This is a genomic window from Streptomyces sp. NPDC007875 (assembly GCF_042868035.1).
Classification (GTDB): Bacteria; Actinomycetota; Actinomycetes; order Streptomycetales; family Streptomycetaceae; genus Streptomyces; species Streptomyces antimycoticus.
In genome coordinates, this window is record NZ_JBIADZ010000012.1 from 127,922 (window position 1) to 153,991 (window position 26,070).

31 protein-coding genes are annotated in these 26,070 nt (G+C 73.3%); 16 read left to right on the forward strand and 15 right to left on the reverse strand.

Annotated elements, in window-relative coordinates; all coding sequences use genetic code 11:
* Positions 1-3 precede the first annotated feature (3 nt).
* The 5 genes from ACFYOY_RS25015 to ACFYOY_RS25035 all read right to left on the reverse strand — a co-directional run bounded on the left by ACFYOY_RS25015 (position 4) and on the right by ACFYOY_RS25035 (position 5,129).
* Complete coding sequence (locus tag ACFYOY_RS25015; RefSeq protein WP_351888246.1) at positions 4-747, reverse strand: hypothetical protein; 744 nt, start codon at positions 745-747, stop codon at positions 4-6.
* Positions 740-1,660 carry a hypothetical protein gene (locus tag ACFYOY_RS25020; protein ID WP_351888249.1) on the reverse strand — a complete coding sequence of 307 codons (921 nt, stop codon included), beginning with the start codon at positions 1,658-1,660 and terminating at the stop codon, positions 740-742. Before ACFYOY_RS25020 ends, ACFYOY_RS25015 begins: the two co-directional genes overlap by 8 nt.
* A gap of 23 nt (positions 1,661-1,683) precedes the next feature.
* On the reverse strand, positions 1,684-2,208 hold the full coding sequence (locus ACFYOY_RS25025; RefSeq protein ID WP_059144851.1) for a phage tail protein: 525 nt from the start codon (positions 2,206-2,208) through the stop codon (positions 1,684-1,686).
* Positions 2,209-2,215: 7 nt separating this feature from the next.
* Positions 2,216-4,063 carry a phage tail sheath C-terminal domain-containing protein gene (locus tag ACFYOY_RS25030; protein ID WP_351888252.1) on the reverse strand — a complete coding sequence of 616 codons (1,848 nt, stop codon included), beginning with the start codon at positions 4,061-4,063 and terminating at the stop codon, positions 2,216-2,218.
* A 475-nt stretch (positions 4,064-4,538) separates the two neighbouring features.
* Positions 4,539-5,129: a DUF6817 domain-containing protein gene (locus tag ACFYOY_RS25035; RefSeq protein WP_351888255.1), complete on the reverse strand. Its 591-nt coding sequence runs from the start codon at positions 5,127-5,129 to the stop codon at positions 4,539-4,541.
* A gap of 180 nt (positions 5,130-5,309) precedes the next feature.
* Here ACFYOY_RS25035 and ACFYOY_RS25040 point away from each other — a divergent pair, with 180 nt between their 5' ends.
* The 3 genes from ACFYOY_RS25040 (at position 5,310) to ACFYOY_RS25050 (ending at position 8,158) form a co-directional block, all read left to right on the forward strand.
* Positions 5,310-6,239 (forward strand): LysR family transcriptional regulator, encoded by a 930-nt coding sequence (locus tag ACFYOY_RS25040; protein ID WP_351888258.1) that lies wholly within the window; start codon positions 5,310-5,312, stop codon positions 6,237-6,239.
* A 236-nt stretch (positions 6,240-6,475) separates the two neighbouring features.
* Complete coding sequence (locus ACFYOY_RS25045; protein ID WP_351888261.1) at positions 6,476-7,489, forward strand: sporulation protein; 1,014 nt, start codon at positions 6,476-6,478, stop codon at positions 7,487-7,489.
* A 159-nt stretch (positions 7,490-7,648) separates the two neighbouring features.
* A complete protein-coding gene (locus ACFYOY_RS25050) occupies positions 7,649-8,158 on the forward strand; it encodes a DinB family protein (protein WP_351888264.1) in 510 nt (169 codons plus the stop codon).
* A 97-nt stretch (positions 8,159-8,255) separates the two neighbouring features.
* Here the strand turns inward: ACFYOY_RS25050 and ACFYOY_RS25055 are convergent, their stop codons facing one another.
* On the reverse strand, positions 8,256-9,035 hold the full coding sequence (locus tag ACFYOY_RS25055) for a methyltransferase domain-containing protein (protein WP_388589669.1): 780 nt from the start codon (positions 9,033-9,035) through the stop codon (positions 8,256-8,258).
* 28 nt (positions 9,036-9,063) lie between these two features.
* Here ACFYOY_RS25055 and ACFYOY_RS25060 point away from each other — a divergent pair, with 28 nt between their 5' ends.
* The 3 genes from ACFYOY_RS25060 to ACFYOY_RS25070 all read left to right on the forward strand — a co-directional run bounded on the left by ACFYOY_RS25060 (position 9,064) and on the right by ACFYOY_RS25070 (position 10,941).
* Positions 9,064-9,483: a MerR family transcriptional regulator gene (locus ACFYOY_RS25060; RefSeq protein WP_351888270.1), complete on the forward strand. Its 420-nt coding sequence runs from the start codon at positions 9,064-9,066 to the stop codon at positions 9,481-9,483.
* An 88-nt stretch (positions 9,484-9,571) separates the two neighbouring features.
* Positions 9,572-10,105, forward strand: a complete 534-nt coding sequence (locus ACFYOY_RS25065; protein ID WP_351888273.1) for a hypothetical protein — start codon at positions 9,572-9,574, stop codon at positions 10,103-10,105.
* On the forward strand, positions 10,102-10,941 hold the full coding sequence (locus ACFYOY_RS25070) for an MBL fold metallo-hydrolase (RefSeq protein WP_351888276.1): 840 nt from the start codon (positions 10,102-10,104) through the stop codon (positions 10,939-10,941). The genes ACFYOY_RS25065 and ACFYOY_RS25070 overlap by 4 nt, the downstream gene beginning before the upstream one ends.
* Before the next feature lie 24 nt (positions 10,942-10,965).
* Here ACFYOY_RS25070 and ACFYOY_RS25075 read toward each other — a convergent pair whose 3' ends face one another.
* The gene (locus ACFYOY_RS25075; RefSeq protein WP_351888279.1) at positions 10,966-11,508 is read right to left on the reverse strand and encodes a hypothetical protein; all 543 of its coding nucleotides are present in this window, start codon (positions 11,506-11,508) and stop codon (positions 10,966-10,968) included.
* A gap of 185 nt (positions 11,509-11,693) precedes the next feature.
* On the opposite strand from ACFYOY_RS25075, the gene ACFYOY_RS25080 reads away from it, so the two are divergent.
* Positions 11,694-12,614 (forward strand): glycosyltransferase family 2 protein, encoded by a 921-nt coding sequence (locus ACFYOY_RS25080; RefSeq protein ID WP_388589674.1) that lies wholly within the window; start codon positions 11,694-11,696, stop codon positions 12,612-12,614.
* Positions 12,604-12,747 carry a hypothetical protein gene (locus tag ACFYOY_RS25085; protein WP_388589677.1) on the forward strand — a complete coding sequence of 48 codons (144 nt, stop codon included), beginning with the start codon at positions 12,604-12,606 and terminating at the stop codon, positions 12,745-12,747. The genes ACFYOY_RS25080 and ACFYOY_RS25085 overlap by 11 nt, the downstream gene beginning before the upstream one ends.
* A gap of 118 nt (positions 12,748-12,865) precedes the next feature.
* Here ACFYOY_RS25085 and ACFYOY_RS25090 read toward each other — a convergent pair whose 3' ends face one another.
* Together ACFYOY_RS25090 and ACFYOY_RS25095 are read right to left on the reverse strand one after the other, a co-directional pair.
* Positions 12,866-14,131 carry an APC family permease gene (locus tag ACFYOY_RS25090; RefSeq protein ID WP_388589680.1) on the reverse strand — a complete coding sequence of 422 codons (1,266 nt, stop codon included), beginning with the start codon at positions 14,129-14,131 and terminating at the stop codon, positions 12,866-12,868.
* Positions 14,132-14,134: 3 nt separating this feature from the next.
* Positions 14,135-14,530, reverse strand: coding sequence for a metalloregulator ArsR/SmtB family transcription factor (locus ACFYOY_RS25095; protein ID WP_351888291.1), 396 nt, complete (start codon positions 14,528-14,530; stop codon positions 14,135-14,137).
* 104 nt (positions 14,531-14,634) lie between these two features.
* On the opposite strand from ACFYOY_RS25095, the gene ACFYOY_RS25100 reads away from it, so the two are divergent.
* Positions 14,635-16,695: a heavy metal translocating P-type ATPase gene (locus ACFYOY_RS25100; RefSeq protein WP_388589682.1), complete on the forward strand. Its 2,061-nt coding sequence runs from the start codon at positions 14,635-14,637 to the stop codon at positions 16,693-16,695.
* 55 nt (positions 16,696-16,750) lie between these two features.
* A complete protein-coding gene (locus tag ACFYOY_RS25105) occupies positions 16,751-17,110 on the forward strand; it encodes a metalloregulator ArsR/SmtB family transcription factor (RefSeq protein WP_351888293.1) in 360 nt (119 codons plus the stop codon).
* A gap of 56 nt (positions 17,111-17,166) precedes the next feature.
* Here ACFYOY_RS25105 and ACFYOY_RS25110 read toward each other — a convergent pair whose 3' ends face one another.
* From ACFYOY_RS25110 to rpmG, 5 genes are read right to left on the reverse strand one after another with little or no spacing between them, the layout of a single operon-like run.
* Entirely contained in the window at positions 17,167-18,177 is a 1,011-nt protein-coding gene (locus ACFYOY_RS25110) for a cation diffusion facilitator family transporter (protein WP_351888296.1), read from the reverse strand.
* A 53-nt stretch (positions 18,178-18,230) separates the two neighbouring features.
* A complete protein-coding gene (rpsR, locus tag ACFYOY_RS25115) occupies positions 18,231-18,473 on the reverse strand; it encodes a 30S ribosomal protein S18 (RefSeq protein ID WP_388589686.1) in 243 nt (80 codons plus the stop codon).
* Between the two features lie 45 nt (positions 18,474-18,518).
* The gene (locus ACFYOY_RS25120; protein ID WP_388589689.1) at positions 18,519-19,685 is read right to left on the reverse strand and encodes a GTP-binding protein; all 1,167 of its coding nucleotides are present in this window, start codon (positions 19,683-19,685) and stop codon (positions 18,519-18,521) included.
* The gene (locus ACFYOY_RS25125) at positions 19,682-19,939 is read right to left on the reverse strand and encodes a type B 50S ribosomal protein L31 (RefSeq protein ID WP_078638848.1); all 258 of its coding nucleotides are present in this window, start codon (positions 19,937-19,939) and stop codon (positions 19,682-19,684) included. Before ACFYOY_RS25125 ends, ACFYOY_RS25120 begins: the two co-directional genes overlap by 4 nt.
* 5 nt (positions 19,940-19,944) lie before the next feature.
* On the reverse strand, positions 19,945-20,109 hold the full coding sequence (gene rpmG, locus ACFYOY_RS25130) for a 50S ribosomal protein L33 (protein ID WP_043238828.1): 165 nt from the start codon (positions 20,107-20,109) through the stop codon (positions 19,945-19,947).
* An 89-nt stretch (positions 20,110-20,198) separates the two neighbouring features.
* On the opposite strand from rpmG, the gene rpmB reads away from it, so the two are divergent.
* Both rpmB and rpsN read left to right on the forward strand, forming a co-directional pair.
* The gene (gene rpmB / locus ACFYOY_RS25135) at positions 20,199-20,435 is read left to right on the forward strand and encodes a 50S ribosomal protein L28 (protein ID WP_351888303.1); all 237 of its coding nucleotides are present in this window, start codon (positions 20,199-20,201) and stop codon (positions 20,433-20,435) included.
* Positions 20,435-20,740, forward strand: coding sequence for a 30S ribosomal protein S14 (rpsN, locus tag ACFYOY_RS25140; protein ID WP_351888306.1), 306 nt, complete (start codon positions 20,435-20,437; stop codon positions 20,738-20,740). Before rpmB ends, rpsN begins: the two co-directional genes overlap by 1 nt.
* 126 nt (positions 20,741-20,866) lie before the next feature.
* Here the strand turns inward: rpsN and ACFYOY_RS25145 are convergent, their stop codons facing one another.
* Positions 20,867-21,955 (reverse strand): enoyl-CoA hydratase/isomerase family protein, encoded by a 1,089-nt coding sequence (locus ACFYOY_RS25145; protein ID WP_351888309.1) that lies wholly within the window; start codon positions 21,953-21,955, stop codon positions 20,867-20,869.
* Between the two features lie 118 nt (positions 21,956-22,073).
* Here ACFYOY_RS25145 and ACFYOY_RS25150 point away from each other — a divergent pair, with 118 nt between their 5' ends.
* From ACFYOY_RS25150 to ACFYOY_RS25165, 4 genes are all read left to right on the forward strand, one after another.
* A complete protein-coding gene (locus ACFYOY_RS25150; RefSeq protein ID WP_351888311.1) occupies positions 22,074-22,445 on the forward strand; it encodes a VOC family protein in 372 nt (123 codons plus the stop codon).
* A gap of 107 nt (positions 22,446-22,552) precedes the next feature.
* A complete protein-coding gene (locus ACFYOY_RS25155) occupies positions 22,553-24,007 on the forward strand; it encodes a serine hydrolase domain-containing protein (RefSeq protein ID WP_351888314.1) in 1,455 nt (484 codons plus the stop codon).
* A gap of 76 nt (positions 24,008-24,083) precedes the next feature.
* Positions 24,084-25,454: an ANTAR domain-containing protein gene (locus ACFYOY_RS25160; RefSeq protein WP_351888317.1), complete on the forward strand. Its 1,371-nt coding sequence runs from the start codon at positions 24,084-24,086 to the stop codon at positions 25,452-25,454.
* Positions 25,455-25,490: 36 nt separating this feature from the next.
* Positions 25,491-26,021, forward strand: a complete 531-nt coding sequence (locus ACFYOY_RS25165) for a hypothetical protein (protein WP_351888320.1) — start codon at positions 25,491-25,493, stop codon at positions 26,019-26,021.
* The last annotated feature ends 49 nt before the right edge of the window (positions 26,022-26,070 follow it).

The following is a 26,070-nucleotide window of genomic DNA, read 5'->3' on the forward strand; positions in this document are numbered from 1 at the left end:
GTGTCAGTCCCTCCTCTCGCCGCGCGCCAGGTAGTCGTCCAGGCTCAGCGCGGGTGCGCGCCGTCCCGTCGGTCCGGGGCGGGCGGCCGCGGCGCGGTCGGCGCCGGGCGGGGCGGCGGCGGTGACCTCCAGCCGCCCGATCTGGACATGCACCGTGCGCTGGGCGGTTCGGCCGCGGCGCCGCCCGGCGGGGAGCCGCGCGGCATCCCGGCCCGTGGCGGCGTCGGCCGCGCGGGGCGGCAGCGGCGCGGCGGCCGCCGCGGGCCACAGGCTCCCGGACGGCGGGCTGGGCCGGGGCCCGGCGGCGGCCGGTGCGGCGTCGGGCGCCGGGGTGGCCGTGTGGCCCCTCCGGGTGGCCGAGGTGTCGGATGGGGCCGGGTGCGGCCTGACGGTGATCTGTGTGCTGGGGAGCAACAGCGGTGCCGGGGACGGGGGTTCGGCGTACCGCTCCACGTCCTCGTACGGTGTGGGCTCCGCGCGTATGACGGTGTGCCGGTCGGTCCTGATCTCGCGCTCGTGCCGGACCACCTCCTGGTGGCGGTCGGCCGCCGGTGGCGGGGCTATCCGAGCAGACGCGGACTCCTCCGGCAACGGCTGTTCTCCCCCCAGCGCCTCGATCCGCTCGTACGGGCCGGGCAGCCGCGGCCGTGCCCGGACCGGGCGGTCGCCGGCGCCGCCACCCGCCGCCGGCCCGGGCGCGGGCACGGGGGCGTGCCGCGCGAGCAGCCGGTCGAAGAAGTCAGCCATCTGCGCACAGCTCCAGGTAGTAGCGGCGCCGCAGCGGGCTGAGCGCCAGGATCTGAGGCTCGCTCCAGCCGTATGCGGTGGCGAGCAGGTGGACATCGAGGAGCAGGTCCCGTGCCCAGTGGTCGAGTTCGGCCCACAGGTAGGAGGCGATATCCAGCTCGGCCCGGGTGGTCTCACCGCATTCGGGGCAGGCGACGTTGAGCGTCACATCGGCCGCCGGGTCGGCGCGTTCGGCGGCCTCGGCGAGCTTTCGCTGCACCGGCTCGGGCAGTTCGGCCACCGGGAGGCGGTCGGCCGGGACGGGCAGCCCCGCACGGTGTACGGAGACGAGGCAACGGGCGAGCAGGGCCCGCCGGGCGCGGGCCGCGGCCGTGGACGCTTCGGCGGCCTCGCCACCCTCCGCGCCCACGGGCTCGCCCACGCCCTCGTCCGCACCCAGGAGTCCGTCCCCGGGCCCGCCCGCTCCGGACGTCGCACGACCAGCCGCTCCGGACGTCGCACGACCGCCCGCTCCGCCCGCCGCAGGCCGGCCCGCTTCGGCCACCGCGTGCGCGGCCGCCTCGAGGTCGGCGACGGTGGGCAGCCGGAACTCGACCGTCCACTCGCCCTCCTCCACCCGGAGCGGCCCGTCCCGCTCCCGCGGGCGCACCCCCAGGTCGCGGGCGTCGAGGTCGAACTCCATGGCCTCGCCGCACGCACCGCATTCGGCCCGGATCTGCATCCGCTCGCCGAAGAGCGCGCGCCGCAGGGCGTACAGGTCCGCCTCGCGCTCGCCCACCGGCAGCGACAGCAGTTCGTCCGCGGCGGACTCCGGGCGGGCCGCCCGGTGCAGCAGCAGGGCGCGGCCGGGGCCGTGGTGCGCCAGCCCCGCCTCCCAGATGGCCAGCAGCTCCGCGGGCCCCGTGTTCCCCATCTCTCAGGCCGTCCGCTTCCCGCCTACGCAGGGTGGGTGAACGAGGGCTCTTCCGGCTCCGGCACCTCGTAGTCCCGCTCCCAGCCCTCGCACTCCAGCTTCAGGCTCTGGATCGCGACCGCGTTGGCGTTGGCGTCCAGCTCGCCGAGCACCTGGTACTCGCTCGGCCAGGTCCGGTAGAGCTTGTGCGAGACGGCGACCTGTCCGGCCTCGTTGAGGACCTGGATGACGATGTCCTTGCGGAAGTCGGCGAGCGAGACCTCGGAGCCGAGCCCCGCGCCGACCTGCCAGACCTTGTTGGCCCAGCGGTCGAACTCGGGGTCGTGGGTGACGCCGCGCTCCAGGGTGATCCCCTCGAACTCGGACCGGCCCGGGGACTTGCGGGGCGAGCTGGGGTCGCCGCCGTTGCGGTGCTTGACGACCTCGGTGGTGCGCTTGAGCGGACTGATCTTGCTGATGCCCGCGACCGTACGACCGTCCCAGAGGACCAGAAACTTAAAGTTCTTGTACGGGTCGAAGCGATGGGCGTTGACCTGGAACTCAGCCATCACATTCCTAAATCTCGAACTGTCCGGCCATCTGCTGGATCTTGACGATCACGAACTCCGCGGGCTTGACCGGCGCAATACCGACCACGACATTCACGATGCCGTTGGCGATGTCCTCGTCCGTCGTCGTGTCCTTGTCGCACTTGACGAAGTACGCCTGACGCGGAGTGCCGCCCTTGAACGCGCCCTTCTCGAACAGCGTGTGCAGATAGCCGGAGGCGTTCAGCCGGATCTGCTGCCACAACTGCTCGGTATTGGGTTCGAAAACGACCCATTGCAGTCCGCGGCGCAGGCTCTCCTCGATATGCAGCGCCAGCCGCCGTACCGGGACGTACTTCCATTCGCTGTCGAGCGCGTCGGCGCCGCGCAGCGTGCGGGCGCCCCAGACCAGCGGGCCGACCACCGGGAAGGTGCGCAGGCAGTTGATGCCCAGCGGGTTGAGCAGTCCGTTCTCGCGGTCGGTGAGCTGGACGCCGAGCGAGTACACCCCGGCCAGCCGCGCTTCGGTCCCGGCGGGTGCCTTCCACACACCGCGCTCGCCGTCCGTACGGGCGATGACGCCCGCGAGTGCCCCGGAGGGCGGGAAGGCGCGCAGTCGCCCGGTGAGCGGGTCGGTGAGCCGCAGCTGCGGGAAGTACAGCGCGGCGTGGTCGCTGCGGACCGGCTCGAAGGCGCCGATCCCGGCGCGGGCCGCGTCCACACTGCCCCAGGCGGAGGGCGCGTCGACGAGCAGGAAGATCCGGCGCTCCCGGCACAGCCGGTCGGCCGCCGACAGCACGGTGACCATGTCGCCGACGGACTCGTACGCGGCGAGCTCGGGCAGCGACAGCAGGTTGACGTCCTCGATGTCGCGCAGCGCCTGCAGGCCGGTCTTGTCCGCCTCGCCGCCGATGAGGTCGCGGGGGCCGGGCGGCGCGCCGTCCTCGCCGCCGGACAGCGGGAAGACGGGCGGGTTGACCGATGCCTCCAGGCCGAGGTCATTGGCGCATTCGCCCAGGAAGCGCACCACGTCGTCGGGGTCGATGGAGCCGGCGACGACCTGGAGGCGGCGGCCGAACGCGGTGACCTCGGTGCCCGCGAAGGCGTGCTTGCCGGGCGCGTCGGGCAGGGCGCGCAGCTTGCGCTCCAGAAGCAGGGCCAGCTCGGTGACGTCGCACGGAGCCTCGCCGTCGCAGTCCGGGTCGTACAGGGTGAACGCGCGCTCCACCTCGCCGATCTTGACCGTCAGCTCGACGGCCAGATCGGGGAGTTCGCCCGCGAACGGCTTGGAGACCGTGCCGGAGGGGTCCGGCCGGCCCTCGCCGACGGCCTTGACCCGGATCAGCGCCGACCCGGCGTTGATCACGGTCTCGGCATGACGGCCGTGGGCGGGGTCCATGGACAGGTTGGTGAAGGACTCCCGGGAGGTGCCCCGGGCGTCGAGCACATGGAGGTTGAAGGTCTCCTCCGGGCACGGGGTGTCGTAGTCGACGGCCAGCCGCAGGCCCGAGCCCCAGTGGCCGGGCTCCTTGGCGTGCACCTCCAGCACGGGGCATGCGCTGTGGCCCTCGGTGGAGTCGAGGGTGACGCAGGCGGCCTTGCCGGTGCCGGACTTGGTCACGCGGACGACGACCGCCACGGTGCCGCCGTTGCCGAAGAACTGGTGCACCGCGTAGCCGACCGCGCTCTGCGAGGTCAGCCCCCCGAAGCGGCGCTCGAAGTCGGCGAAACTGGTGATGCGCACCGGGGTGTTCAGCGGGCCCCGCCGGGTGTGGCCCACGAACGCGGTCACCGAGGTGGTGACCGAGGCGATGGTACGGACGCTGCTGGGAAGCTCTTCGATGTAGACACCGGGATAGCCCGCGGGCGTCGGCATTCCCCCTCCATTCTCTTCAGCGCATCAAGAGATGAGGAGGGGAAGTGAAGATCACACGCACGGATTTCCCGCCGTGTACACACTATCTCCTTGTACTTCCCCCGGTCGCACGCCCCCGCGAAACCGGTATCGCAGGATTCGGAACGTCGCTTGCGGCTCCTGATGCGTGAGTGCGCTTTGAGTCTCCGCGCCGGGCGCGATTCCGGTCAAGACATTGATCCGGTCATCTCTTTCACGGTTAATTACTAGATCGTTTTGCGGTCTCCACACAGTTGACCAAGCTATTACCGTGCGCGAACGCTCCCGGCAATTCGTGATCACGAAATTCTGCCCAGAGCACGCGGACGACGAGAACGAGCCGAAAAGGTGAACGGTGCGGCGCGCCGTTTTGCGGTCCCGCGCTCCGGGCGTTATCGCACCCGCGCCCGCGGGCCACATGCCTGGTGACCAGGGGCGTCAGTCGTGCGGGAGGTCCTCAGTCACGTGCGAGGTCCTCAGTCGCGCGCGAGGGGGACGGCGCGAGGACCGCGCGCCCGTCCAGCCAGGCCGGCCGGCTGAGCAGCGGGCGGAAGTGGGTGAGCAGGGCGAGGAGTTCGGGACCACGCCGCTCCCGGAGGGCGGGGTCGCGGCGGGCGAGGTCGAGTTCATTGGCGGCCGACAGCTCGGCGAAGTCCCGGAGCAGCCGGGGTCCCGGAGTGTGCGTACGGCCGGTGAAACGGTCACGGAAGACCACGTCGGCATCCTCGAGCGCCTGACAGGTCGCCTTACGGTCGCAGCTCGCGTAGAGGTACACGATGGCTTCGGCTTCCGCGCCGATCACCGCCACGAGCTCGCCGCGACGCCCGAGGGGCAGCAGGGTGACGGGAAAGCCGTCGGTTCCGTAGAACGCGTGGCACAGCCCGGCGAGCTGGAGTTCCGGGCGGGCTCCCCAGGCGGCGAGCCGGGCCCGTACGCGCTGGAGGTGGGCGAGCAGGGTGCCGCCGGGGTGGGCGATGCGGGCGGCGCCCAGGCGGCGCAGAAATGTGACGGCCCGGTCGGCGGCGGCAGGAGGGGGAGCAGCAGGCACAGGTCGGGTCCTTTCGGTGCTGGGCAGGTCGGCACCCGTACCGCACCGGCACCCGGTCCGGATCCTCGTGCGAGCGCCGTACGGGTTGCCGCCTGAGCCCTACAACGATCGTCGCGACCACCTGCCACCCCAGTCAATCCTGGGGATTGCTCGCCAACTCCAAGCTTTAACTTGGAGGTTATGACTCTGGATGATCTGCGAGTGTTCGTGGCCGTGTGCCGCGCCGGAAGCCTCAGCGCCGTCGCCCGGGAGCTGACCTGCACACAGTCGGCGGTGAGCCAGCGCGTGAAGCGGCTGGAACGCGAGACCGGCGTCAGCCTGCTGGAGCGCCAGCCACGCGGTGTCGTGCCCACCCCGGCCGGGCGCATTCTGTGCGAGGCGGCCGCCGACGGGATCGCCGGGCTCGATCTGGCGCTGCGCCGCCTGAGCGACCTCGTGCACGGGGAGAGCGGTTCCGTGCGGATCACCACCGGCAGCACCACCGTGCGGCACTTCATGGCCGAGGCGATCGTCTCCTTCCGCCGTCGCTATCCGAAGGTGAACCTGGAGTTCCAGACCGAGAGCTCCAGCCGCGGCTGCCTCGACGCCCTGATCGCCGGACGGCTGGATCTGGCCTGGATCACCCTCGGCGCCCCGGTGCGCGGTGTCGAGCAGCGGCCCGTGGCCGAGCTGCCCTGGGTGCTCGCCATGCGGGCCGGGGACCCGCTCGCGGCCCGGCCGCACGTGGAGGTGTCCGACCTCGCCGATGTCCGTCTCTTACGGCTGCCGCCGAACTCGACCTCCGGCGGGCGCCTCCACGCGGCACTGGCCGAGCTGGGCATACGGGCCGGCTCCGATACCGGCGTCGCCGACTGGGACACGGCCCTGCTGCTGGCCGAACTCGGCCTGGGACGCGCCGTGGTACCCGCCCTGCCGGGGCTGCCGGTGCCCGGGGGCGAGGGGCCGCTGCGGCTCGTCCCGATCCCCGCGCTGCCGCCACTGCCGGTCGGCTGGGCCGCACGCCGCTGGGACGCGCTGCCGCCGCTGGCCCGGGCCTTCGCGGACACCGTGGCCCGCACCCTGAGCGAAGACGCCTCTCCCGAACGGCACTCCGCCCGGCCCGCCGAGTGATCATTTTCGGACTTCCCCCGCCAACGTGCGGAGATGGCCATCCCAAGGAGGCACACCCCCTATGCTTCTACATGCGTGTAGAAGCACGGAGGGCGGACGCACGGTGAACGCGCCATGGGCCGCGAATGTTCCGCGGCTCATGACCTGTTGTCGCACGACCGCCGTTCTCCGCCGCACGCGCCCGTAACCCCCACGCTCACGCGTGCAGTAGGCAAAGCGAAGGAGTGAACGCCACGATGGTGTTCAAACGACTGCTCGGCTCGCTCGGTGTCGGCGGGCCCACCGTGGACACGGTGCTGGATCCCGGCCCGGTACACCCCGGCGGGCCGCTGACCGGTCAGGTCCATCTCCGGGGCGGCACGGCGGACTTCGAGATCGAGCAGATCACGCTGGAGCTGGTGGCCCGGGTGGAGGACGAGCACGGCGAGGAGGAGCGGGAAGGGGCCGTCCTCTTCGACCGCTTCACCGTCGGCGGCGGCTTCCGGCTCGCCGAGGGCGAGCAGCGCAGCCTCCCGTTCACCGCCCACCTCCCCTGGGAGACGCCGATCACCGAGCTGTACGGGCAGCCGCTGGGCATCATCCTCGGCGTCCGCACCGGGCTGGAGATCGCGGGCGCAAAGGACAAGGGCGACCTCGACCAGCTGACCGTGGATCCACTGCCGGTCCAGGAGGCCGTTCTGGAGGCGCTGGGACAGCTCGGCTTCGGCTTCAAATCCGCCGATCTGGAGCTGGGCCATGTCGGCGGCACCGGGCAGCGGCTGCCGTTCTACCAGGAGATCGAGCTCACCCCGGCCCCCCAGTACGCCCACGCCATCAACGAGCTCGAGGTGACCTTCCTGGCGAACCCGGGCGGGATGGACGTCGTCCTGGAGGCCGACAGGCGCGGCGGGCTCTTCTCCGCGGGAGAGGACGCCCTCACGCTCTTCACCGTCGGTCATGAGGGCGTCGGGCACCGCGACTGGAACACCGAGGTCGACGCCTGGATCCGCCACCTCGTCGAGCGGCGCGCCGCACACGGCTCCTACGGCCACGGTGAGTACGGCGCACCCGGCTACGGCCACCACGACGGCCACGGCTACGGCCATGCGGACCACCACCATGACGGCGGGCGGCGCTCCGGCCCCAGCACCGCGGCGATCGTCGGGGGCGTCGCGGCGGGTGTCGCGGTCGGCGTCGTCGGCGGAATGGTCGCCGCGGAGGTCGTCGACGAGATCGGCGACGCCTTCGAGGACGAGGAGGACGAGGGCTGACCGCCTCCCCCGGCCCGGAGCGGTCCCCGGGCCGGTAAGTCCGGCTCCCTACCCGGCGTATGGGCCTCCCCCGGTGCGGCCGCGGCCCAACGGCCGTGGTCCTATGGGGCCACATCGCCAGCCGGCGACCTGACCTGCCGCCGAGGAGGACGAACCACCATGACCGCCGACAGCCGCCCACAGCCGCCCCACCTCGGCGACGAGCGCGCAACCCTGCGGGCCTTCCTCGACTACCAGCGGGCGACGCTCGCCATGAAGTGCGAGGGGCTCACCGACGAGGAGTTGCGGCAGCGGTCGATGCCGCCCTCGGCGCTGACGCTGCTGGGCCTGGTGCGGCACATGGCCGAGGTGGAACGGGCGTGGTTCCGGCGGGTGTTCGAGGACCACGATGCGCCGATGGTCTGGGCGCCGACGATCGACTTCCAGGCGGCGTACGACGTGAGCGGGTCGTCCAGGGCCGAGGCGTTCGCGGCCTGGGAGGCGGAGGTCGAGACCTCGCGCCGGATCGAGCGGGAGGCGGCATCGCTCGACCTGGTGGGCTATCAGCCGCGGTGGGAGGAGGAGGTGTCGCTGCGGATGGTGCTGGTGCATGTGCTGCTGGAGTACGGCCGCCACAACGGGCACGCGGACTTCCTGCGCGAGGGTGTGGACGGGGTCGTGGGGGCCTGAGCCCCCCGCTCGGAGGCCGGAGGAACCGCCCGCCCCGGGTGGCCGGTTGCCGGGGGTGACGGCGGTCCTTCGGCCCTGGCTCATCCCGTCGTTTTGGTCACCAGGAGCATGGGCACGGCGAGGAAGAGCCGGCCGGTGCGGGCGCGTTCACGCTGTTCGGCGCACCACGCCCCGGCCTGGTCCCCGGTGATCGCACCGGCCGCGCACGCCCCTCGGCGAGGCCGGTGAGCAACGGCAGCGTCCCGAGCCCGGTGAGCACGGCCGTGTGCGCCTCCGCGGTGACCGCGCGCAGCCCGGCGTCCAGCAGCAGACCGCGCTGGCGGCGGGCGGCGAGGGGATGAGGCTCGCGCGGGCGTGCACGATGGTGCGGAGCGGGGGCGTGCACGATGGTGCGGATCATTGCCGCGCCGTCGGCGTCGACCACCAGCGCCTTCCAGTCCTGTCCCACCAGCACCACCCGCCCGCCCGGCACCAGCACCCGGCGGGCCTCGGCCAGCGCCGCGGCGGGGTCGGGGAGTTCATGGAGGACCTTGTCGGCCCGATAGCCGTGCACCGTGCCGTCACCCAACGGCAACCGACCCGCGTCCGCGACCCGGAAGTCGGCGCCGGGCGACCGCTCGCGGGCCACGGCGACCATCCGCACGTCGGCGTCCACACCCGTCACCCGCGCCCCGCGCTCGGTCAGTTCGGCGACGGCCCGCCCGGCGCCGCAGCCCACGTCGACCGCCCGGGCGGCCGGCTCGGCCGCCCGGAGTTCGTAGGTCCTGATGCGCAATGTCTCTGCGCCGGGGCACCGCTCGGCGCGGTCGAGCCGCGCGATGAGGCCACCGGTGGCGTGTTCCGGTGTTTCCCGCTCGTTGTGCTTCTCCTTGGACATGACCGCGAGAGTGCGACTCGATGTCGACATGAAGTCAAGCGGCGCCATGGCCATCGGCGAAGTCGCGGAGCGGTTCGGACTGGCCACCCATGTGCTACGGCACTGGGAGACCGTGGGCCTGCTGCACCCCGCGCGCGACAGCGCCGGGCGCCGCCGCTACGGCGAGGCCTACCTCGTCCGGGTGGCGGTCGTCCTGCGCGCCGAGGAAGCCGGGCTCGGCCTGGACACCATCCGCGCCCTGACCGCCGCCACCGAGCCGGACGCCCGCCGCGACATCCTGCGGCACGAGGCCGAGGCACCGCGCTCCCGCATCGCCGCCGCGCGGGACTCGCCGGCGCTTGTCGAATGCGCCCTCGGCTGCGAGCACGACGACCTCACCCGGTGTCCGCACTACCGCCGGCGGGTGGTCCCGGAGGACTGGGACCGCGCGGCCCCGGGAGCTGGTTGAGGCGGCCGGGGCTGGGCACTCCGTGGGGCGCGCTGCCCCATACGGCCTTGCCGCACCCGGAACTCCCGGAACATCCGGAAGGACGACCATGAGCGAGCCCAGGACATCCCCCCGCATGCTCGGCATCTACCTCAATGACCACCTGGCCGGAGCGACGGCCGGAATGGAGCTGGCCCGCCGGACGGCCCGCGAGCACCGGCAGTCGCCCGCCGGCGGCGACCTGGAGGACCTCGCCGTACAGATCATGGAGGACCGCGAGGCGCTCCTGACCGTCATGGCCGACCTCGAGGTGCCCGTACGCCGCTACAAGGTCTACGGGGGCTGGCTGGGCGAGAAGGCGGCGCGGCTGAAGCCCAACGGCCGCCTGCGGCGGCGTGCCGGGCTCAGCTCGGTCGTCGAGCTGGAGTCGCTGCGGATCGGTGTGGAGGGCAAGGCGATGCTGTGGCATTCGCTGCTGGCCGCGACCGGCGAGGACACCCGGCTGGACACCGATCGGCTGACCGAGCTGCTGACGCGCGCGCGGCGGCAGTGCGAGCTGCTGGAGTCGCTGCACGACGGCGTGGCCGCCACGATGTTCATCCCCGATCGGGCGGAGTCGCGAGAGGCGGTGGTCGGGCCATGACGCCTCCGCCGGACGGCGCCGCCGAGTTCCTCTTCGTCGGCAACGCCACGCTTCTCATCCGCTACGGTGCGCTGACACTGCTCACCGACCCAAACTTCCTGCACCGGGGCCAGTACGCCTATCTGGGCAAGGGGCTGATGTCCCGGCGGCTGACCGAGCCCGCCCTGGCCGCCTCCGACATACCGTCCGACCTGGACGCCGTGGTGCTCTCGCATCTGCACGGCGACCACTGGGACCGGGTGGCGCGCCGGAGACTGGACCGCTCGCTGCCCATCATCACCACCCCGCATGCCTCCCGGCGGCTGCAGGGCGTCCATGGGTTCAGCCGGGCGACCGGGCTGCCCACCTGGCACGATCAGGTCCTGGTGAAGGATCACAGCCAGGTCCGGGTCACCGCGCTGCCGGGCAGGCACGCCCCCGGCCGGTGGCAGAAGCTGCTGCCACCGGTGATGGGAAGCCTGCTGGACTTCGGCGAGCCGGGGCAGCCTCCTCGGCTGCGGGTCTACATCACCGGCGACACGCTGATGTTCCCGGGCATCCATGAGATCGCCCGGCGCTACCCGGAGGTGCATCTCGCGGTGGTCCACCTGGGCGGCACCCGGCTTCCGGGCGGGCTCATCGTGACCATGGACGCACTCCAGGGGGCCGGTCTGGTCAAGGCCGTACGGCCGGAGCGGGTGCTGCCGGTGCACTACGACGACTACGCCGCCTTCAGCTCCCCGCTCTCCGCGTTCCTGGAGGAGAGCCGGCGCCCGGACTTCCCCTCCACGGTGGTCCGCTGTGCCCACGGGGAGCGCGTCACCGTGAACGCGCAAGGGGTGCTTGCGACGCCGTGAAGGCCGCCAGTGCCGTCGTGGCGGTCAGACCGCGCTGGTGGGCGTCTGGTCGTCGCTGTGCAGCCGCCGCAGACGTTCCACCAGCTGCGGACGGTGCAGGTCCACGACGAGCGCCATCAGATCCGGATGGCGCAGCAGCGGTGCGGCCCGGCAGTCAAGCGCGTCGGGGGCCGTGAGCCGCCGCCACTCCCCGGAGGACCCGGCGCCGTGCTCACAGTCACCGAGCGCCGCAACCGCCTGGGACGCCAGCGTGGAGCAGGTGAGCAGGGCCGCCGCCCAGCTCGCCACGACCTCGTCCACCCAGGTGCGCCAGACGCCGTCGGGGCCGCTGATCTCGTACGGCTCCGCGTCCACGAGCCAGTCCAGCCGGAAGGAGCCGTCCGGTCCGGCGAGGGGCGCCAGGGGGCAGTCGATGGGGGTCGCGTAGCGCAGCACAGTGGCCAACGTCACGGCCTGTCTCGCCTGGGCCTCGGCGAGCGCCGCGTTCATCGCTCCGTCGGCCGCCGGGTAGGCCCTGATCAGCCACTGCGTGGTCGCAGCGATGATGGATGACAGGTCCAGGGACAAACGACGCCGCTCCTTGTACGCGATAGATGTCAGCACCGTACCCGCGGAACGGCGGTGTCTAACATGATGTAGATCACGTTGACGGCCTCCGGCATGACACAGATCACGCCGTACCTCGGCGCGCCGAGCCCCGCGCAGCCGGCCGCGCACCGCATAGTGACCGGTTGGCCGGGTACCTGGGGCCCATGAACGCGCCAGGCCCCGTCGTCGGCGTGGTCGTCGCCACCCGCGACCACGCGGAAAGTCTCGCCACGGCTCTGGAACACCTCACCGCCCTGCCGGAGCGGCCACCGGTCGTGGTCGTGGACAACGGCTCGACGGACCACACCAGGGCCATGATCGCCGAACGGTATCCCCAAGTGCGGGTCCTTGCCCAGGGGGACGACCGCGGGCCGCTCGCGCGCAACGACGGCGTACGCGCCATCGGCACCCCCTACGTGGCCTTCAGCGACGAAAACTCCTGGTGGCACCCCGGTGCCCTGGCACGGGCCGCCACCCTCCTGAACGGCCATCCGCGGCTGGCGGCGCTGGCCGGCCAGCTGCGGGTCGGCCCGGCGGAGCGGCCCGATTCGCTCAACGCCACGCTGGCCGCCTCCCCCGTCGGCCGCGCCGAGGACCTCCCCGGGCCGGAGGTGTACGACTTCCTCGCCTGTGCGGCCGTGGTGCGCCGCAGCGCCTTCCTGGAGGCGGGCGGCTTCCATCCGCTGGTCCTCTCCGGCGGCGAGGAGACCCTGCTCGCCTACGACCTCGCGGCGATGGGCTGGGGCATCTCGTACTGCCCGGAGGTGGTCGCCCACCACGAACCGGCCTCCTCGCCGTCCGAAGAGCGCACCGCCGCGATGCGAAGCGACGAGCTGATCGGCTGCTGGCTGCGCCGCCCGCTGCCCCTCGCTGCCCGCCGCACCGCCGCACTCCTCACCGAGGCCGGGAGGGACCCGGTGGCGCGGGCCGCGCTGCGCGGTCTGCTCGCCCGGCTGCCGGCCGCGCTGTGGCTGCGCCGCCCGCTGCCGCCGTGGATCGAGGAGGCCGCCCGGCGCGTGGACGGGCAGCGCGCGGACGAGGGGCTCGGGCGGGACGAGAGGCAGGTCGTCACCCATGACCGATGACGGGGCCGACCGGCGATGCGGCCCGGCGGCGCCCGAGGTGGGGCCGACGCTGGAGGCGGCGGCGCGGCCGCGGTCCGGGACCGCCGATGGCCGCACGACGGTCGCCCTCAGCACCCGCGACCGGCAGGCGTAGCTGCCGCACACCCCGAACCGGCCGGCCGAACGCCCGAGCCACCGCCCGTGATCGTCACCGACAGCGGACCGGGGGACGCACGAGCGGCCGACCGTCGGCACACCGGCGGCGAGGCCACCTACCTGGCGGCCGCACGCCGCACGCCGTAGGCCGCGGCGCCCAGGGCCAGCACCGCCGCCCCGGAGACCACCGAGGAGACGGGCAGGGCGAAGGCCAGCAGCAGACAGCCGGCCAGGCCGAGCCCCGGCACGATCCGCGGTGGGCGGCCCTCGGCCGGGGTGAGGGTCCAGGCGGAGGCGTTCGCGACGGCGTAGTAGGCCAGCACCCCGAAGGAGGAGAACCCGATCGCACCTCGCAGATCCGCCGTCGCCGCCAGGACCGCCACCACCGCGCCCACGGCCAGCTCGGCGCGGTGCGGCACCGCGAACCGGGGGTGCACGGCGGCCAGCGCGGGCGGGAGGTGCCGGTCGCGGGCCATGGCCAGGGTGGTCCGGGAGACGCCCAGGATCAGCGCGAGCAGCGACCCGAGCGCGGCCACCGCCGCGCCCGCCCGCACCACCGGCGCCAGCCACGCGAGCCCGGCGGCGCGCACGGCCTCGGCCAGCGGGGCGCCCGCCGCGGCCAGCCCGCCGCTGCCCAGGACGGTCAGCGCGGCGATCGCGACCGCAGCGTAGACGGCCAGGGTGATGCCGAGCGCGAGCGGAATGGCGCGGGGAATGGTGCGTGCCGGGTCGCGGACCTCCTCGCCGAGGGTGGCGATACGGGCGTATCCGGCGAAGGCGAAGAACAGCAGACCGCCCGCGCGCAGCACCCCGCCGAGGGTGGCGTCCCGGCCGATCTCCAGCCGTGCCGCGTCCGCCTCCCCGGAGGTGAGGAGGGCGACGACCACGGCGGCCAGGACCGCGAGCACGACGGCCACGACGGCCCGGGTCAGCCAGGCGGCCTTGTGCACCCCCACGTAGTTGACGGCCGTCAGCGCCACCACGGCCGCCACCGCCACCGCGGACGCGTGGTCGGGCCAGACATAGCTGCCGACGGTCAGGGCCATCGCCGCGCAGGAGGCGGTCTTGCCGACCACGAACCCCCAGCCGGCCAGATACCCCCAGAAGTCGCCCAGCCGCTCACGGCCGTAGACATAGGTGCCGCCCGAGCGCGGATAGCGGGCGGCCAGCCGCGCGGAGGAGGTGGCGTTGCAGTACGCCACCACTCCGGCGGCGACCAGGCCGAGCAGCAGCCCCGACCCCGCCTCCCGCGCCGCGGGTGCCAGCGCCGCGAAGATGCCCGCGCCGATCATCGACCCCAGGCCGACCACGACCGCGTCGAAGACCCCCAGGCGACGCCGCAACTCCCCCGGCCCGGCCGGGGTGTTCGTCGTGTCGCCCACCGCTCAGCCCCGGTCCGTATCGAGATCGGTCTTGTCGACGTCGGCCCTCGTCGGCAGATCGCGCGCGCCGAGCCGCAGATGCTCGATGTGGTAGACGGCCTCGTCGAGGAGCTGGGCGACGTGGTTGTCGTAGAGGCTGTAGACGATCCGGCGGCCCTGCCGTGAGCCGGTGACCAGCCCGAGGGCGCGCAGCAGCCGGAGTTGATGAGAGACCGCGGACTGCTCCATGCCGACCGCCTCGGCCAGTTCGGTGACCGCGCAGGGGGCCTGACGGAGGCGGGTGAGGATCATCAGCCGCGAGGGGGTGGCCAGGGCCTGGAGGGTGGCGGCGATGGTGGCGGCGGAGTCCGCGTCCAGATGCGCTGCCGGGGTGGTCTGACTGTCGGCTCCGTGTCCCATGACGTCATCGTATCCACAGCAACACTTGAAGAGTTCTTCATATGTTCCAGTATGGTGGCGGGGTTCGACCATCGCCCCACCGCCCGAGGAAGAGGTGTGCCCTGGTGCCCGCCGAGCTCATCGAGGAGCGGCCCCCCGCCGACGCTCCACCGCCCGTACGGCCGTGCCGGACCCGCGTCCGCGAGCTGCCCGAGGTGCGGTGGGCCGCACTGGCCACCGCCGCGTTCCTGCCCGCCTTCCCGCTCGACCTGGCGGGCGCCCCCGCGTGGCTGTGGGGCCCGCTCTACGCGCTCTGCTACGCCGCCGGGGGCTGGGAGCCGGGCCTGGCGGGGCTGCGCGCCCTCAGAGAACGGACCCTCGACGTCGATCTGCTGATGGTCGTGGCCGCGATCGGGGCGGCGGCGATCGGGCAGTTCCTCGACGGCGCCCTGCTGATCGTCATCTTCGCGGTCTCGGGCGCGCTGGAGGCGTTCGCCACCCGGCGCACCGCCGACTCCGTACGCGGACTGCTGGATCTGGCACCCGACACCGCCGCGCGGATCACCCCCGGCGGCACCGAGCAGCGAGTGGCCGTCAGCGCGCTGCGCGTCGGCGACACCGTGCTCGTCCGGCCAGGTGAGCGGCTGCCCGCCGACGGCACGGTGCGCGAGGGAGCGAGCGACGTCCAGCAGGCCGGGATCACCGGCGAACCGCTGCCGGTGGACAAGGGGCCCGGGGACGAGGTGTTCGCGGGCACGCTGAACGGGACGGGCGCGCTGCGCGTCACGGTGGACCGGGATGCCTCCGCGTCGGTCATCGCCCGGATCGTGGCCATGGTCGAGGAGGCGAGCGAGCGCAAGGCCCCCGGCCAGCTGTTCATCGAGAGGATCGAGCAGCGCTACGCCATCGGCGTGGTGGCCGCCACGCTCGCCCTGTTCGCGGTGCCGCTCGCCTTCGGCGCGGACCTCACCGAAACCCTGCTGCGGGCCATGACCTTCATGATCGTGGCATCCCCGTGTGCGGTGGTGCTCGCCACCATGCCGCCACTGCTGTCCGCCATCGCCACCTGCGGACGCCACGGCGTGCTGGTCAAGTCCGCCGCGGCCATGGAGCGGCTGGGAGCCGTCACCCGGGTGGCGCTGGACAAGACCGGAACGCTCACCGAGGAGTCGGCGCGCGTCCGCGGGATCCGGGTGCTCCCGGGCAGTGGCCTCACCGAGGACGAGGCCCTGGCCCTGGCCGCCGCGGCCGAGCGGCCCAGCGAGCATCCGCTGGCCCGTGCGGTGGTCACCGCCGCGCGGGAACGCGGTCTGCGCCTGGAGCCCGCGGCCGACTTCGCCTCGGCACCGGGGCGGGGCGTACGGGCGGTGGTCACGGGCCACACCGTCCAGGTGGGCAGCCCCGCGACACTGCTGGACGAGGCGGCGGCACCCCCGGAGCGCCCCGGCGACCCGGCACCGCTTACCGGCGGGGACGACTCAGTCCGCATGGCCGTCACGGACGGCTGCCCGGTCCGTACGGCCGTCGCGGAGGTCGAGGACAGCGGCGCCACCGCCGTCGCCGTCCTCGTCGACGGCCGCCCCGGCGCCGTCCTCGCCATCGCCGCTCCGCTGCGCGCCGGGGCCGCCGAAGCCGTCGCCGCGCTGGGCCGACTCACCGGCACACCACCGGTGTTGCTGACCGGTGACAACAAACGTGCCGCCACCCGGCTGGGCGAGGAGGTCGGCATCACCGACGTACGAGCCGGGCTGCTGCCGCAGGACAAGGTGGCCACCGTACGCGGGTGGGAGGACGCCGGGGAGCGGGTCCTGATGGTCGGCGACGGGGTCAACGACGCCCCGGCGCTGGCGGCCGCGCACACCGGTGTGGCCATGGGACCGGCGGGTTCCGCGCTGACGCTGGAGACCGCCGATGCCGTGGTCGTCCGCGACGAACTGGCCGCCGTGCCCGCGGTCGTGACCCTGTCGCGGCGCGCCCGCCGCCTGGTGGCGCAGAACCTGGTCGTCGCGTGTGTGTGCATCGGCGCGCTGGTGGCGTGGGATCTGTTCGGCCATCTGCCGCTGCCGCTCGGCGTGGCGGGCCATGAGGGCTCCACCGTCCTGGTGGGCCTCAACGGTCTGCGGCTGCTGCGTACCTCCGCCTGGCCGGGCGCGGCGCGGGCCCGCCGCCGGGCCGCCGGGAGCTGAGGGCGGTGCGGGCCGAGCGGGGTCCACCCTCGGCCCGCCGCTCTACGATGGGGACATGCCGGTCAGCGAACCCCCCTCAACTGCGACCCGGTCGCATACGCATCACAGCGGCGCGGCGCAGTTCTCCACGGCCGCCAATGTCTTCTCGCTGCTCTCCGACCCGACCCGGCTGCATCTGGTGTGGTCCCTCGCCCGGGGCGAGGCCGATGTCAACACCCTCACCAAGGCCAGCGGGGCGGCCCGCCCGGCGGTGAGCCAGCATCTGGCGAAGCTCCGGCTGGCCGGGCTGGTCCAGGTGCGCAAGGAGGGCCGCCGCTCGGTGTACTCCCTTCACGACGGCCATCTGCGCCGACTGGTCACCGAGGCCGTCAACCACGCGGACCACATGGTCACCGGGGCCCCGCCGCACGACTGAGCGCCGGGGCGCGGTCGACGCCGATCGCACCGGCTCCCCGGCGTCGCCGGATCTCCTCACCCGGTGTGATGCGCCAGCAGGTGATGCGGGTCCTGCGCGCCCGGCCCAGGGGCAGGATCGGTGTGCACCAGGGCGGCGGTCAGCCGGGGCACCGTGTGGCGGAGGGCGTGTTCGGCCTCGACCGCCACATCGTGCGCCGCGCGCAGATCCAGGCCGCCGTCCACCTCGACCGTGACCTCGGCGCGCAGCCGGTGGCCGATCCAGCGCATCCGGAGTTCGGTCACGCGCAGCACTCCGGGGACCGCGCGCAGGGCGGCCTCGCCCGCGTCGACCACCGCCGGGTCGACGGAATCCATCAGCCGCCGGAACACCTCGCGGGCCGCGTCCTTGAGGACGAGCAGGATCGCGACGGTGATGGCCAGGCCTACGAGCGGGTCGGCCGCCTGCCAGCCGAGCGCCACACCACCCGCGCCCACCAGCACGGCCAGCGAGGTGAAGCCGTCGGTGCGGGCGTGCAGTCCATCGGCGACCAGGGCCGCCGAGCCGATCCGCCGCCCGACCCGGATCCGGTGGCGGGCCACCCATTCGTTGCCGAGGAAGCCGAGGACCGCCGCGACCGCGACGACGCCCGGATGGGAGATGTCGCGCGGGTGCAGCAGCCGGTCCACGGCCTCGTAGGCGGCCAGGGCCGCCGAGGCGGCGATGGTCAGGACGATGACGATCCCGGCCAGGTCCTCGGCCCGGCCGTAGCCGTAGGTGAACCGTCGGTTCGCCGCGCGGCGGCCCAGGACGAACGCCACGCCGAGCGGCACCGCGGTCAGCGCGTCGGCGGCGTTGTGGACGGTATCGCCCAGCAGCGCCACCGAGCCGGACAGCAGGACGATCCCGGCCTGGAGCACCGCGGTGGCGCCCAGGACGGCGAGGGAGAGCCACAGGGCACGCATGCCCTCGGCCGAGGACTCCAGCGCGGAGTCGACCTTCTGCGCCGACTCGTGGGAGTGCGGTTTCAGCAGATGCGCGAGCTGGTGCCGCCGATGGGACCAGCGTCCGTGATGACGGGACTCCATGACACCATTATGTGCATACACGCGCACCCATGCACCCGTCGGGGTGCCGGATACTAGCGCGCCCCGTAAGGCAACAGCGCCATCTCCCGCGCGTTCTTGATGGCGCGGGCCAGTTGGCGCTGCTGCTGCGCGCTCACCCGGGTCACCCGCCGGCTGCGTATCTTGCCGCGGTCGGAGATGAACTTCCGCAGCAGCTCGATGTCCTTGTAGTCGATATAGGTGATCCCCGCCTTGTCCAGCGGGTTCACACGGTTGCGCCGGGCGTCCCGGCGGGTGGGGTCGAGGCGTCGGGCCATCATCGGGTCCTTGTCCATGTGGTGCGTGCGGTGTCCGTGGTCCGGTCAGGACACCTGGTCGAGCAGTTCGTCGAAGGCATGCGGCAGCCGGCGCCAGGCGTCCGGCCCGGCCGCGTACTCGGAGTCGGTCAGCAGACACGAGTCGAGCAGCGCCAGCAGCCCGTCACGGTCGAGGCCGGGCGAGGTGAAGGTGAGGTGCTGACAGCGGTCGCCGTGATCGGGATGCCAGTCGAGCGCGGCGGCCACCCGCCGTTCGGCCGGGACCATCTCCCAGGCGGCGTCCGGCAGCGCGGCCAACCACGGCCCCGCCGACTCCACACACAGCGCCCCGCCCGCCGCGTCCCACGACAGCAGGGTGTCGCCCCGGTCCGCCAGCCAGAAGCGGCCCCGACTGCGGGCGGCGGCGCAGGTCAGGTCCTCCAGCGCGGCGTAGAGCCGCCCCGGATGGAAGGGTCGCTCCCGCCGCCAGACAAGCGTGGCCACCCCGTGGTCGTCGCCCTCCTGCGGCAGCAGCGCACACGCCGGATGCTGACGGGCGGCCGCCGCCGCGATGTCGAAGCCCTGGAGAAGCGCGGGCCCCAGGGACCCCTCGCCGAGCCGCTCCCGCCGTGCGCCCGGGGTGAGGTGAGTGAGCAGGGCCAGGTCACCGTCGTCCGCGGACTCCTCGGACGACTCGTCCTCGGCGACGGCGATCACCGTGGGGTACTCCAGCTGCCGGGCGAAGGTGTCCGCGATGGTGCGCTGATCGGTCGGGGCGGCGGCGAGACCGGCCTCGGCGAGGTCGTCGCCGTTGGCGAGGTACGGCACCATCAGGGCCGGGTCGACCGCGGTGGCCACCCCGGTCAGCTCCAGTGGCGCGCCCTCGGCCGCGATGACGGCGGCCATGGCCCGGGGCTCGACCGAGTCCCACAGTTCGACGACGGCGAGCCGGCGCCCGCCGCCCGTGGCCAGCCGCAGCAGCTCGGGGACCATGTCCTCGCGCAGCGCACAGCATGCGCAGTCGTTCACCAGTGGCGCCTCGCCACTGCCGAGCGACCCCGAGGCATCGCGCACGGTGCGGCGCACGGCGCGGTCGGTGGCGGCGGACAGGTCGTGGTGCAGCGCCACGGAGCCGGGCACCGTGCGCAGGATCTCCTCGACGGCGGCACGGCGGGCGTCGGCGTGCAGTCCGCCCACGACCGCCACGGCCAGCCGGTTCTCGTCCGCGGTCACCGGCCCCTCCGCCCGCGTCCGTAGCGCCGCTCGAACCGCTCGACACGGCCCGCGGTGTCCACGACGCGCTGGTTGCCGGTGTAGAAGGGGTGGCTCGCCGAGGAGATCTCGACGTCGATGACCGGGTAGGTGTTGCCGTCCTGCCACTCCACGGTCTTGTCGCTGGTGGCGGTGGAGCGGGTGAGGAAGGCGAAGTCGGCGGACCGGTCACGGAAGACGACGGGCCGGTACGCGGGGTGAATGCCGGGCTTCATGGCGGTCAGCGCTCCTCACGGAAGTCGACGTGGCGGCCGGCGACGGGGTCGTACTTGCGGAGGGTCATCCGGTCGGGATCGTTCCGCCGGTTCTTGCGGGTCACATACGTGTAGCCGGTGCCCGCGGTGGACCTCAGTTTGATGATCGGGCGTAGTTCGTTGCGTGCCATGAGCCACAGCATACACGATAGTGGTTTTCATTTTCATCTAGCTGCTACGCTGCCGCGACATCCACACCGCACCACCGAACGGAGGAACCATGTCCGCCCACTGCCAACTCACCGGCCGGCAGCCCGGCTTCGGGCACCACATCTCCCACTCCCACCGCCGCACCAAGCGCCGGTTCGACCCCAACATCCAGCGCAAGCGCTACTGGCTGCCGAGCGAGGGGCGCCACATCCGGCTCACCCTCAGCGCCAAGGCCATCCGGACCGTCGACGTGATCGGCATCGAAGCGGCCGTGGCCCGTATCCGCGCCCGGGGAGGGAAGGTCTGATGGCCAAGAAGAGCAAGATCGCCAAGAATGAGCAGCGACGGGTGATCGTGGCGCGTTACGCCAAGCGCCGCGCCCAACTGAAGGCACTCATCGCCGACCCCCGGACCTCGGAGCAGGAACGCCTCGACGCCCAGCGGGAACTGCGCCGCCAGCCCCGCGACGCCAGCGCCACTCGCGTACGCAACCGCGACTCCATCGACGGCCGCCCCCGCGGCCATCTGCGCGCCTTCGGCCTCTCCCGCATTCGCCTGCGCGAGATGGCACACGCGGGTGAACTCCCGGGGGTGACCAAGAGCAGCTGGTGATCCCCCGCCGCTCCGGGCCACTCCGCCGAGGTGTGCCGCTTGGCACACTATTTATGCTTTCGAACACCGAACGGTTCGCCCATCGACGCCGACGGACTCGCTCATCGGCGCCGACAGGGCGTCCGGCTACGGGGCGTCGGCGAGGCGGAGGTCACCGTCGGCGGGCGGTGCGAAGAAGCCGGCCACCTCCGCGTCGGTGACCTCGGCCAGAGCGGCCGGGGTCCAGCGGGGGCGGCGGTCCTTGTCGATCACCTGGGCGCGGACGCCCTCGACGAAGTCCGGGCGGGACAGGGCCGCGCACGAGACGCGGTACTCCTGCTCCATGACGCGCTCCAGCGAATCGAGCGCCCGGGCCCGGCGCACGGCGGCCAGCGTGACCTTCAGCGCCGTGGGGGACTTGGCGAGAAGGGTCTCGGCGGTCTCCTTGGCGGCCGGTTCCCCGACGGCCATCAGCCGGTCCACGATCTCCTCGACGGTGTCCGCCGCATAGCAGTGGTCGATCCACTCCCGATGGCCGTCCAGGATCCCGGCCGGGGCCTCCACCGCGTACCGGGGAAGGACGTCCGGCACCGGCTCCGCGGCCAGATCCCGGGTCAGCGCGGGCAGCAGCTCGGAGGGGACGACCTGGTCGGCCAGCCCGCACCGCAGCGCGTCGGCGGCGCCCACCGACGCTCCCGTGAGCGCCAGATGCGTGCCCAGTTCGCCCGGTGCCCGGGACAGCAGATAGGTGCCGCCGACGTCCGGTACGAAGCCGATCGTGGTCTCGGGCATGGCCACCCGGGAGCGCTCGGTGACGATCCGCACGCTGCCATGGGCGGAGACCCCGACGCCCCCGCCCATCACGATGCCGTCCATCAGGGCCACATACGGCTTGGGGTAGCGGGCGATCTGGGCGTTGAGCCTGTACTCGTCCCGCCAGAACGCCCGCGAGGCCGCGCCGCCGCCGGAGGTCACATCCCGATGGATCATGCGGATGTCGCCGCCCGCGCACAGCCCGCGCTCCCCCGCCCCGCCGATCACCACGGCCTGGACGGCCGGATCCCGCTCCCAGGCGGTGAGGGCCCCGGCGATCCGGGTCACCATCGGATGGGTCAGGGCGTTGAGGGCGCGGGGCCGGTTGAGGGTGAGATGTCCGGCGCGGCCCTCGGTGCGCGTCAGCACGGCATCGTCGTCGATCACGGAGTCGGTCACGCGGTCGGTCACGGAGTCGGTCACGGGGTGTTCGGTCCTTCCGGCGTCTGGTGCGTTCGCGGATCACCACCGATCCGTCACCGCCGATCCTCTCAACGGGTCATCGGCCCGGGACAGCCGCGCCCTCTGCTTGACTGGGCACATGCTGTCGATCGGTTCCGTGGTACTAGGGGTCTCGGACGTCCGGCGCGCGGCGGCGTTCTGGACGCGAGCCCTGGGATACGTCCCGCGCGGGGAGATCGAGGACGACTGGGTGGTGTTGGTGCCGCCGGACGGGCGCACCGGGACCGGCCTGTCGCTCGGTCGCAGCGATACACCGGTCCAGGGTCGCCCACGGGTCCATCTGGATCTCTACGCGGGGAACGCGGCCGATCAGGCCGCCGAGGTCGAGCGGCTGGTCTCCCTCGGCGCCCGGCGGGTCCGCTGGGCACTGTATCCGCCGGACGCCGATTTCATCGTCCTGGCCGACCCGGACGGAAACCGCTTCTGCGTCATCGACACCGGCCGCGGCTGAGACCCGCTCCCGCGCCGCGAGCGCCGCGGCACAAAACGCTCTGGACAGGCGCCGCCCCGCCGGGGAGGGTGGGCGCGGCCCACCACTGACCCCCGAGGACCTGTCTGATGACTGCTCATCCGCTGCCCACCAGCACCCCCGCCGCCGAGGGCGTGGACGCGCGGGGCGTCCACGCCTTCCTCGACGCCGTCGAGGGCGCGCCGGACATCGAGCCGCACAGTCTGATGATCCTGCGCCACGGCCGGCTCATCGCCTCCGGCTGGTGGGCGCCGTACACCGCCGAGCGGCCGCATCTGCTCTACTCCCTCAGCAAGAGCTTCACCTCCACGGCGGCGGGGCTGGCCGCGGCCGAGGGGCTGCTGCACCTCGACGATCCCGTGATCTCGTACTTCCCCGAGTTCGAGGCGGAGATCACCGACCCGGGCAGCCGCGCCATGCTCGTCCGCCATGTCGCGTCCATGGCCAGCGGACATGCCGAGGAGACCGTGGAGCGGGCGTTCGGCGGGGACCCGGCGGAACCCGTGCGCGGTTTTCTGCAGATTCCGCCGGATCACGCGCCAGGCACCGCCTTCGCCTACAACCAGCCCGCCACGTACACGCTCGCCGCGATCGTCCAGCGGGTGACCGGACAGTCGCTGACGGAGTATCTGCGGCCGCGCCTCTTCGATCCGCTGGGCATCGGCGAGACGGCCTGGCTGCAGGTGCCGGCCGGGCGTGACCTGGGCTTCAGCGGGCTGTTCGCCGCCACCGACGCGATCGCCCGGCTGGGGCTGCTGTATCTGCGGGGCGGCGAGTGCGACGGCGAGCGGCTGCTTCCGGAGTCCTGGGTCGCCGAGGCGACGCGGGAGCACATCGCGACCGAGGAGGCCATGGTCAATGGCTCGGGCCCGGACTGGCGGCGGGGGTACGGATTCCAGTTCTGGATGTCCCGGCACGGGTACCGGGGCGACGGGGCGTTCGGGCAGTTCTGCCTGGTGCTGCCCGAACACGACGTGGTGATCGCCACGACGGCGGACACGGAGCGGATGCAGGCCGTTCTGGACGCGGTGTGGGAGCATCTGCTGCCCGCGTTCGGCGCGGCGCCGCTCACCGGCCGCGAGGACGAGGACGCCGCGCTGGAACGGCGGCTGTCCCGGCTCGCCCTGCCGCCTCTCGCGGCGAAGCCCGCGCCGCTCACGGACCCCGGCGCCTGGTCGGGCGCGGAGTTCGGCCCCGAAGGCGGCGCCTGCGCGGATCAGCCGACCCTGATGGGGGTCACCGTGGCCGAGGACGGCTCCGGCGGGTGGACCGTCTCGCTGGCCGAGGAGGCGTCCCGGCTGGACGTGGGGTTCGACGGCGCGGGGTGGCGGGTCCACGACGGGCCGCAGACGCCCGTCCCCACGGCGGTGAGCGGGGGCTGGACGGACCCGGACACCCTGACCGTGGACGTGGCGTTCCTGGAGACCCCGCATCATCTGGTGGTCACCTGCTCGCTCGCGGACCGCGTCTTCACCGCACGGTGGCGCACGGCTCCGCTGCACCGGGCCCCGCTGCACGCCATGCGCGCGCCCAGGCCGCGCTGACGCGTTCCGCCGGTCTGAAAGGGTGGGCCCCGGCCCGGGGTGGCCGGGCCGGGGCCGACTGCGGAACGAGGCTGCGATGCGCGAGATCGATGCGACGGGCAGGGCCGACGGCCAGGGCGTACGAAGGGATGCGCCGGGCGTACGAGCGCACCCGGTGGCGGGAGAGGGATTCACGGGCGCGGTGTGGGTGCTGCGCCCCGACGGGGGCCTCGACCGGCCGGACCATCCCCTGTTCACCGGCGCATGGCAGGTCGGCCGGGACAGACCCACCGCCGCCGTGATCGTGGATCTCTCACAGGTCCGGGAGATCACGGCGGACGGGGTGCGGGGGCTGCTGCACTGCGCGCGGGCCCTGGCCGAAGCCGGTGCCGCGCTGCTCCTCGCCGGGGCCGACGAACCCGTGGCGCGGCTGCTGCGCGTGGCGCTGGTGGACGGCACGATCCGGATCCACGACACCGTCGAGGCGGCCGTCGCCGCCTGCGGCACGGCGGCGTCGAGGGCGGACGCCGCCGTGCCGGACGGCGGCCGAACGGCGGTGCCCGAGGTGATACGGCTGCGCCGGGAGACCGTCGATCTACGCGCCAGACTGCGCTCGCACCCGCTGATCGCACAGGCGCAGGGCGTACTGCGGGAGCGCTACCGGCTGCCCGACCCGCAGACGGCGTTCACCCTGCTCCAGCGCACTTCACAGACGCACAACGTCAAACTGCGGACCCTGGCGGCCGCGCTGCTGCGCATGGACCGGCCCGACCCGGACAGCCCGCTGTGGTTTCCGGAGCGCGCCCCCGAGGAAGCCCCCGCGCTGCCGTTCCTGCCGGGTGTGCGGCCCGGCGAGGTCAACCGCGGCACGGTGGTGAAGAGGGTCCTGAGCCAGGCCCTGGAGGTGCTGGGCTCCGACATGGGGGATCTGCAGCTGGCGGACCCGAGCGGGCTGCGGATGGAACAGCACCACGGGTTCGACAGGGAGTTCCTCGACTTCTTCGCCCATGTCGGCGAGGACGAGACCACGTGTGCGTTGGCGGCGGCCCGCGCCCGGCCGGTGATGTCGGACATCGCCACCGACCGCGTCTTCTCCGACACCGCCCGCGAGGTCATCCTCGCGACCGGCTCCCGCACCGCGCACAGCATCCCCATGACCGGAGCCTCCCGACAGGTCGTCGGGGTGTTCTCGGTCCACGTCTCCCAGGCGGGGCGCAGCCTGACCAACGCCGAGGCGGGGATACTCCACCAGCTGGCCACCCGGGCGGGGCTGTGGCTGGAGTGGCATGAGCGCACCGTCGTGCTGGACGCGCTCGAAGACCTGCATCAGCGCGCCCAGGGCGCGGACCCCGAAACGGCTCCCCGGCGGCCGGACCCGGAAGCGGCTCCCCGACGATCGGACCCCGGAGCGGCTCCCCGTCGGTCGTCTCTTGGGAATCCGCGCAGGGGGTACCCGGCAGGGTCGTGACACCGCTGCTCGGGGCCCGGCGTCGGGAGGACGACCATGGCTGTACCGGCCGCGACCCGCTCCGGTGGCATCCACGCGCGGCCGTGGCTCGGGATCTACCTCAACGACCACTTGGCCGCCGCCACCGCGACGGTCGGGGTGGCCCGCCGGATGACCCGCAGGCACCGGCGCTCGGCCTACGGTGGCGAGCTGGCGCGGCTCACGGCGGAGTTCGTCCAGGACCGCAGGTCACTGCTGTGGTGCATGGCCTCGCTCGACGTCCCCGTCCGCCGCGGCAAGGTCCGCGCGGCGCGGGCGGCCGAGCGCGCCACACGGCTGACGCCGGGCGGCCGGCCGCGGCGGCGCTCTGGGGTGAACACGCTGATGGGGCTGGAGGCGCTCCGGGTGGGCGTGGAGAGCAAGGCACTGCTGTGGCGGTCACTGCTCGCCGTGGCCATCCATGACACCCGGCTGCAGACGGGCCGCCTCGCCGAGCTGCTGGAGCGGGCCGGGCAGCAGCTCACGGCCCTGGACTCGCTGCACTCCCGGGCCGCCTCGGCGCTGATCTCGGCCGACGACCCGGCGTAGGCCGCGTCCGGTCCACCTGCTTCAGTCGGTCGGCGGCGGGCACTCGGAG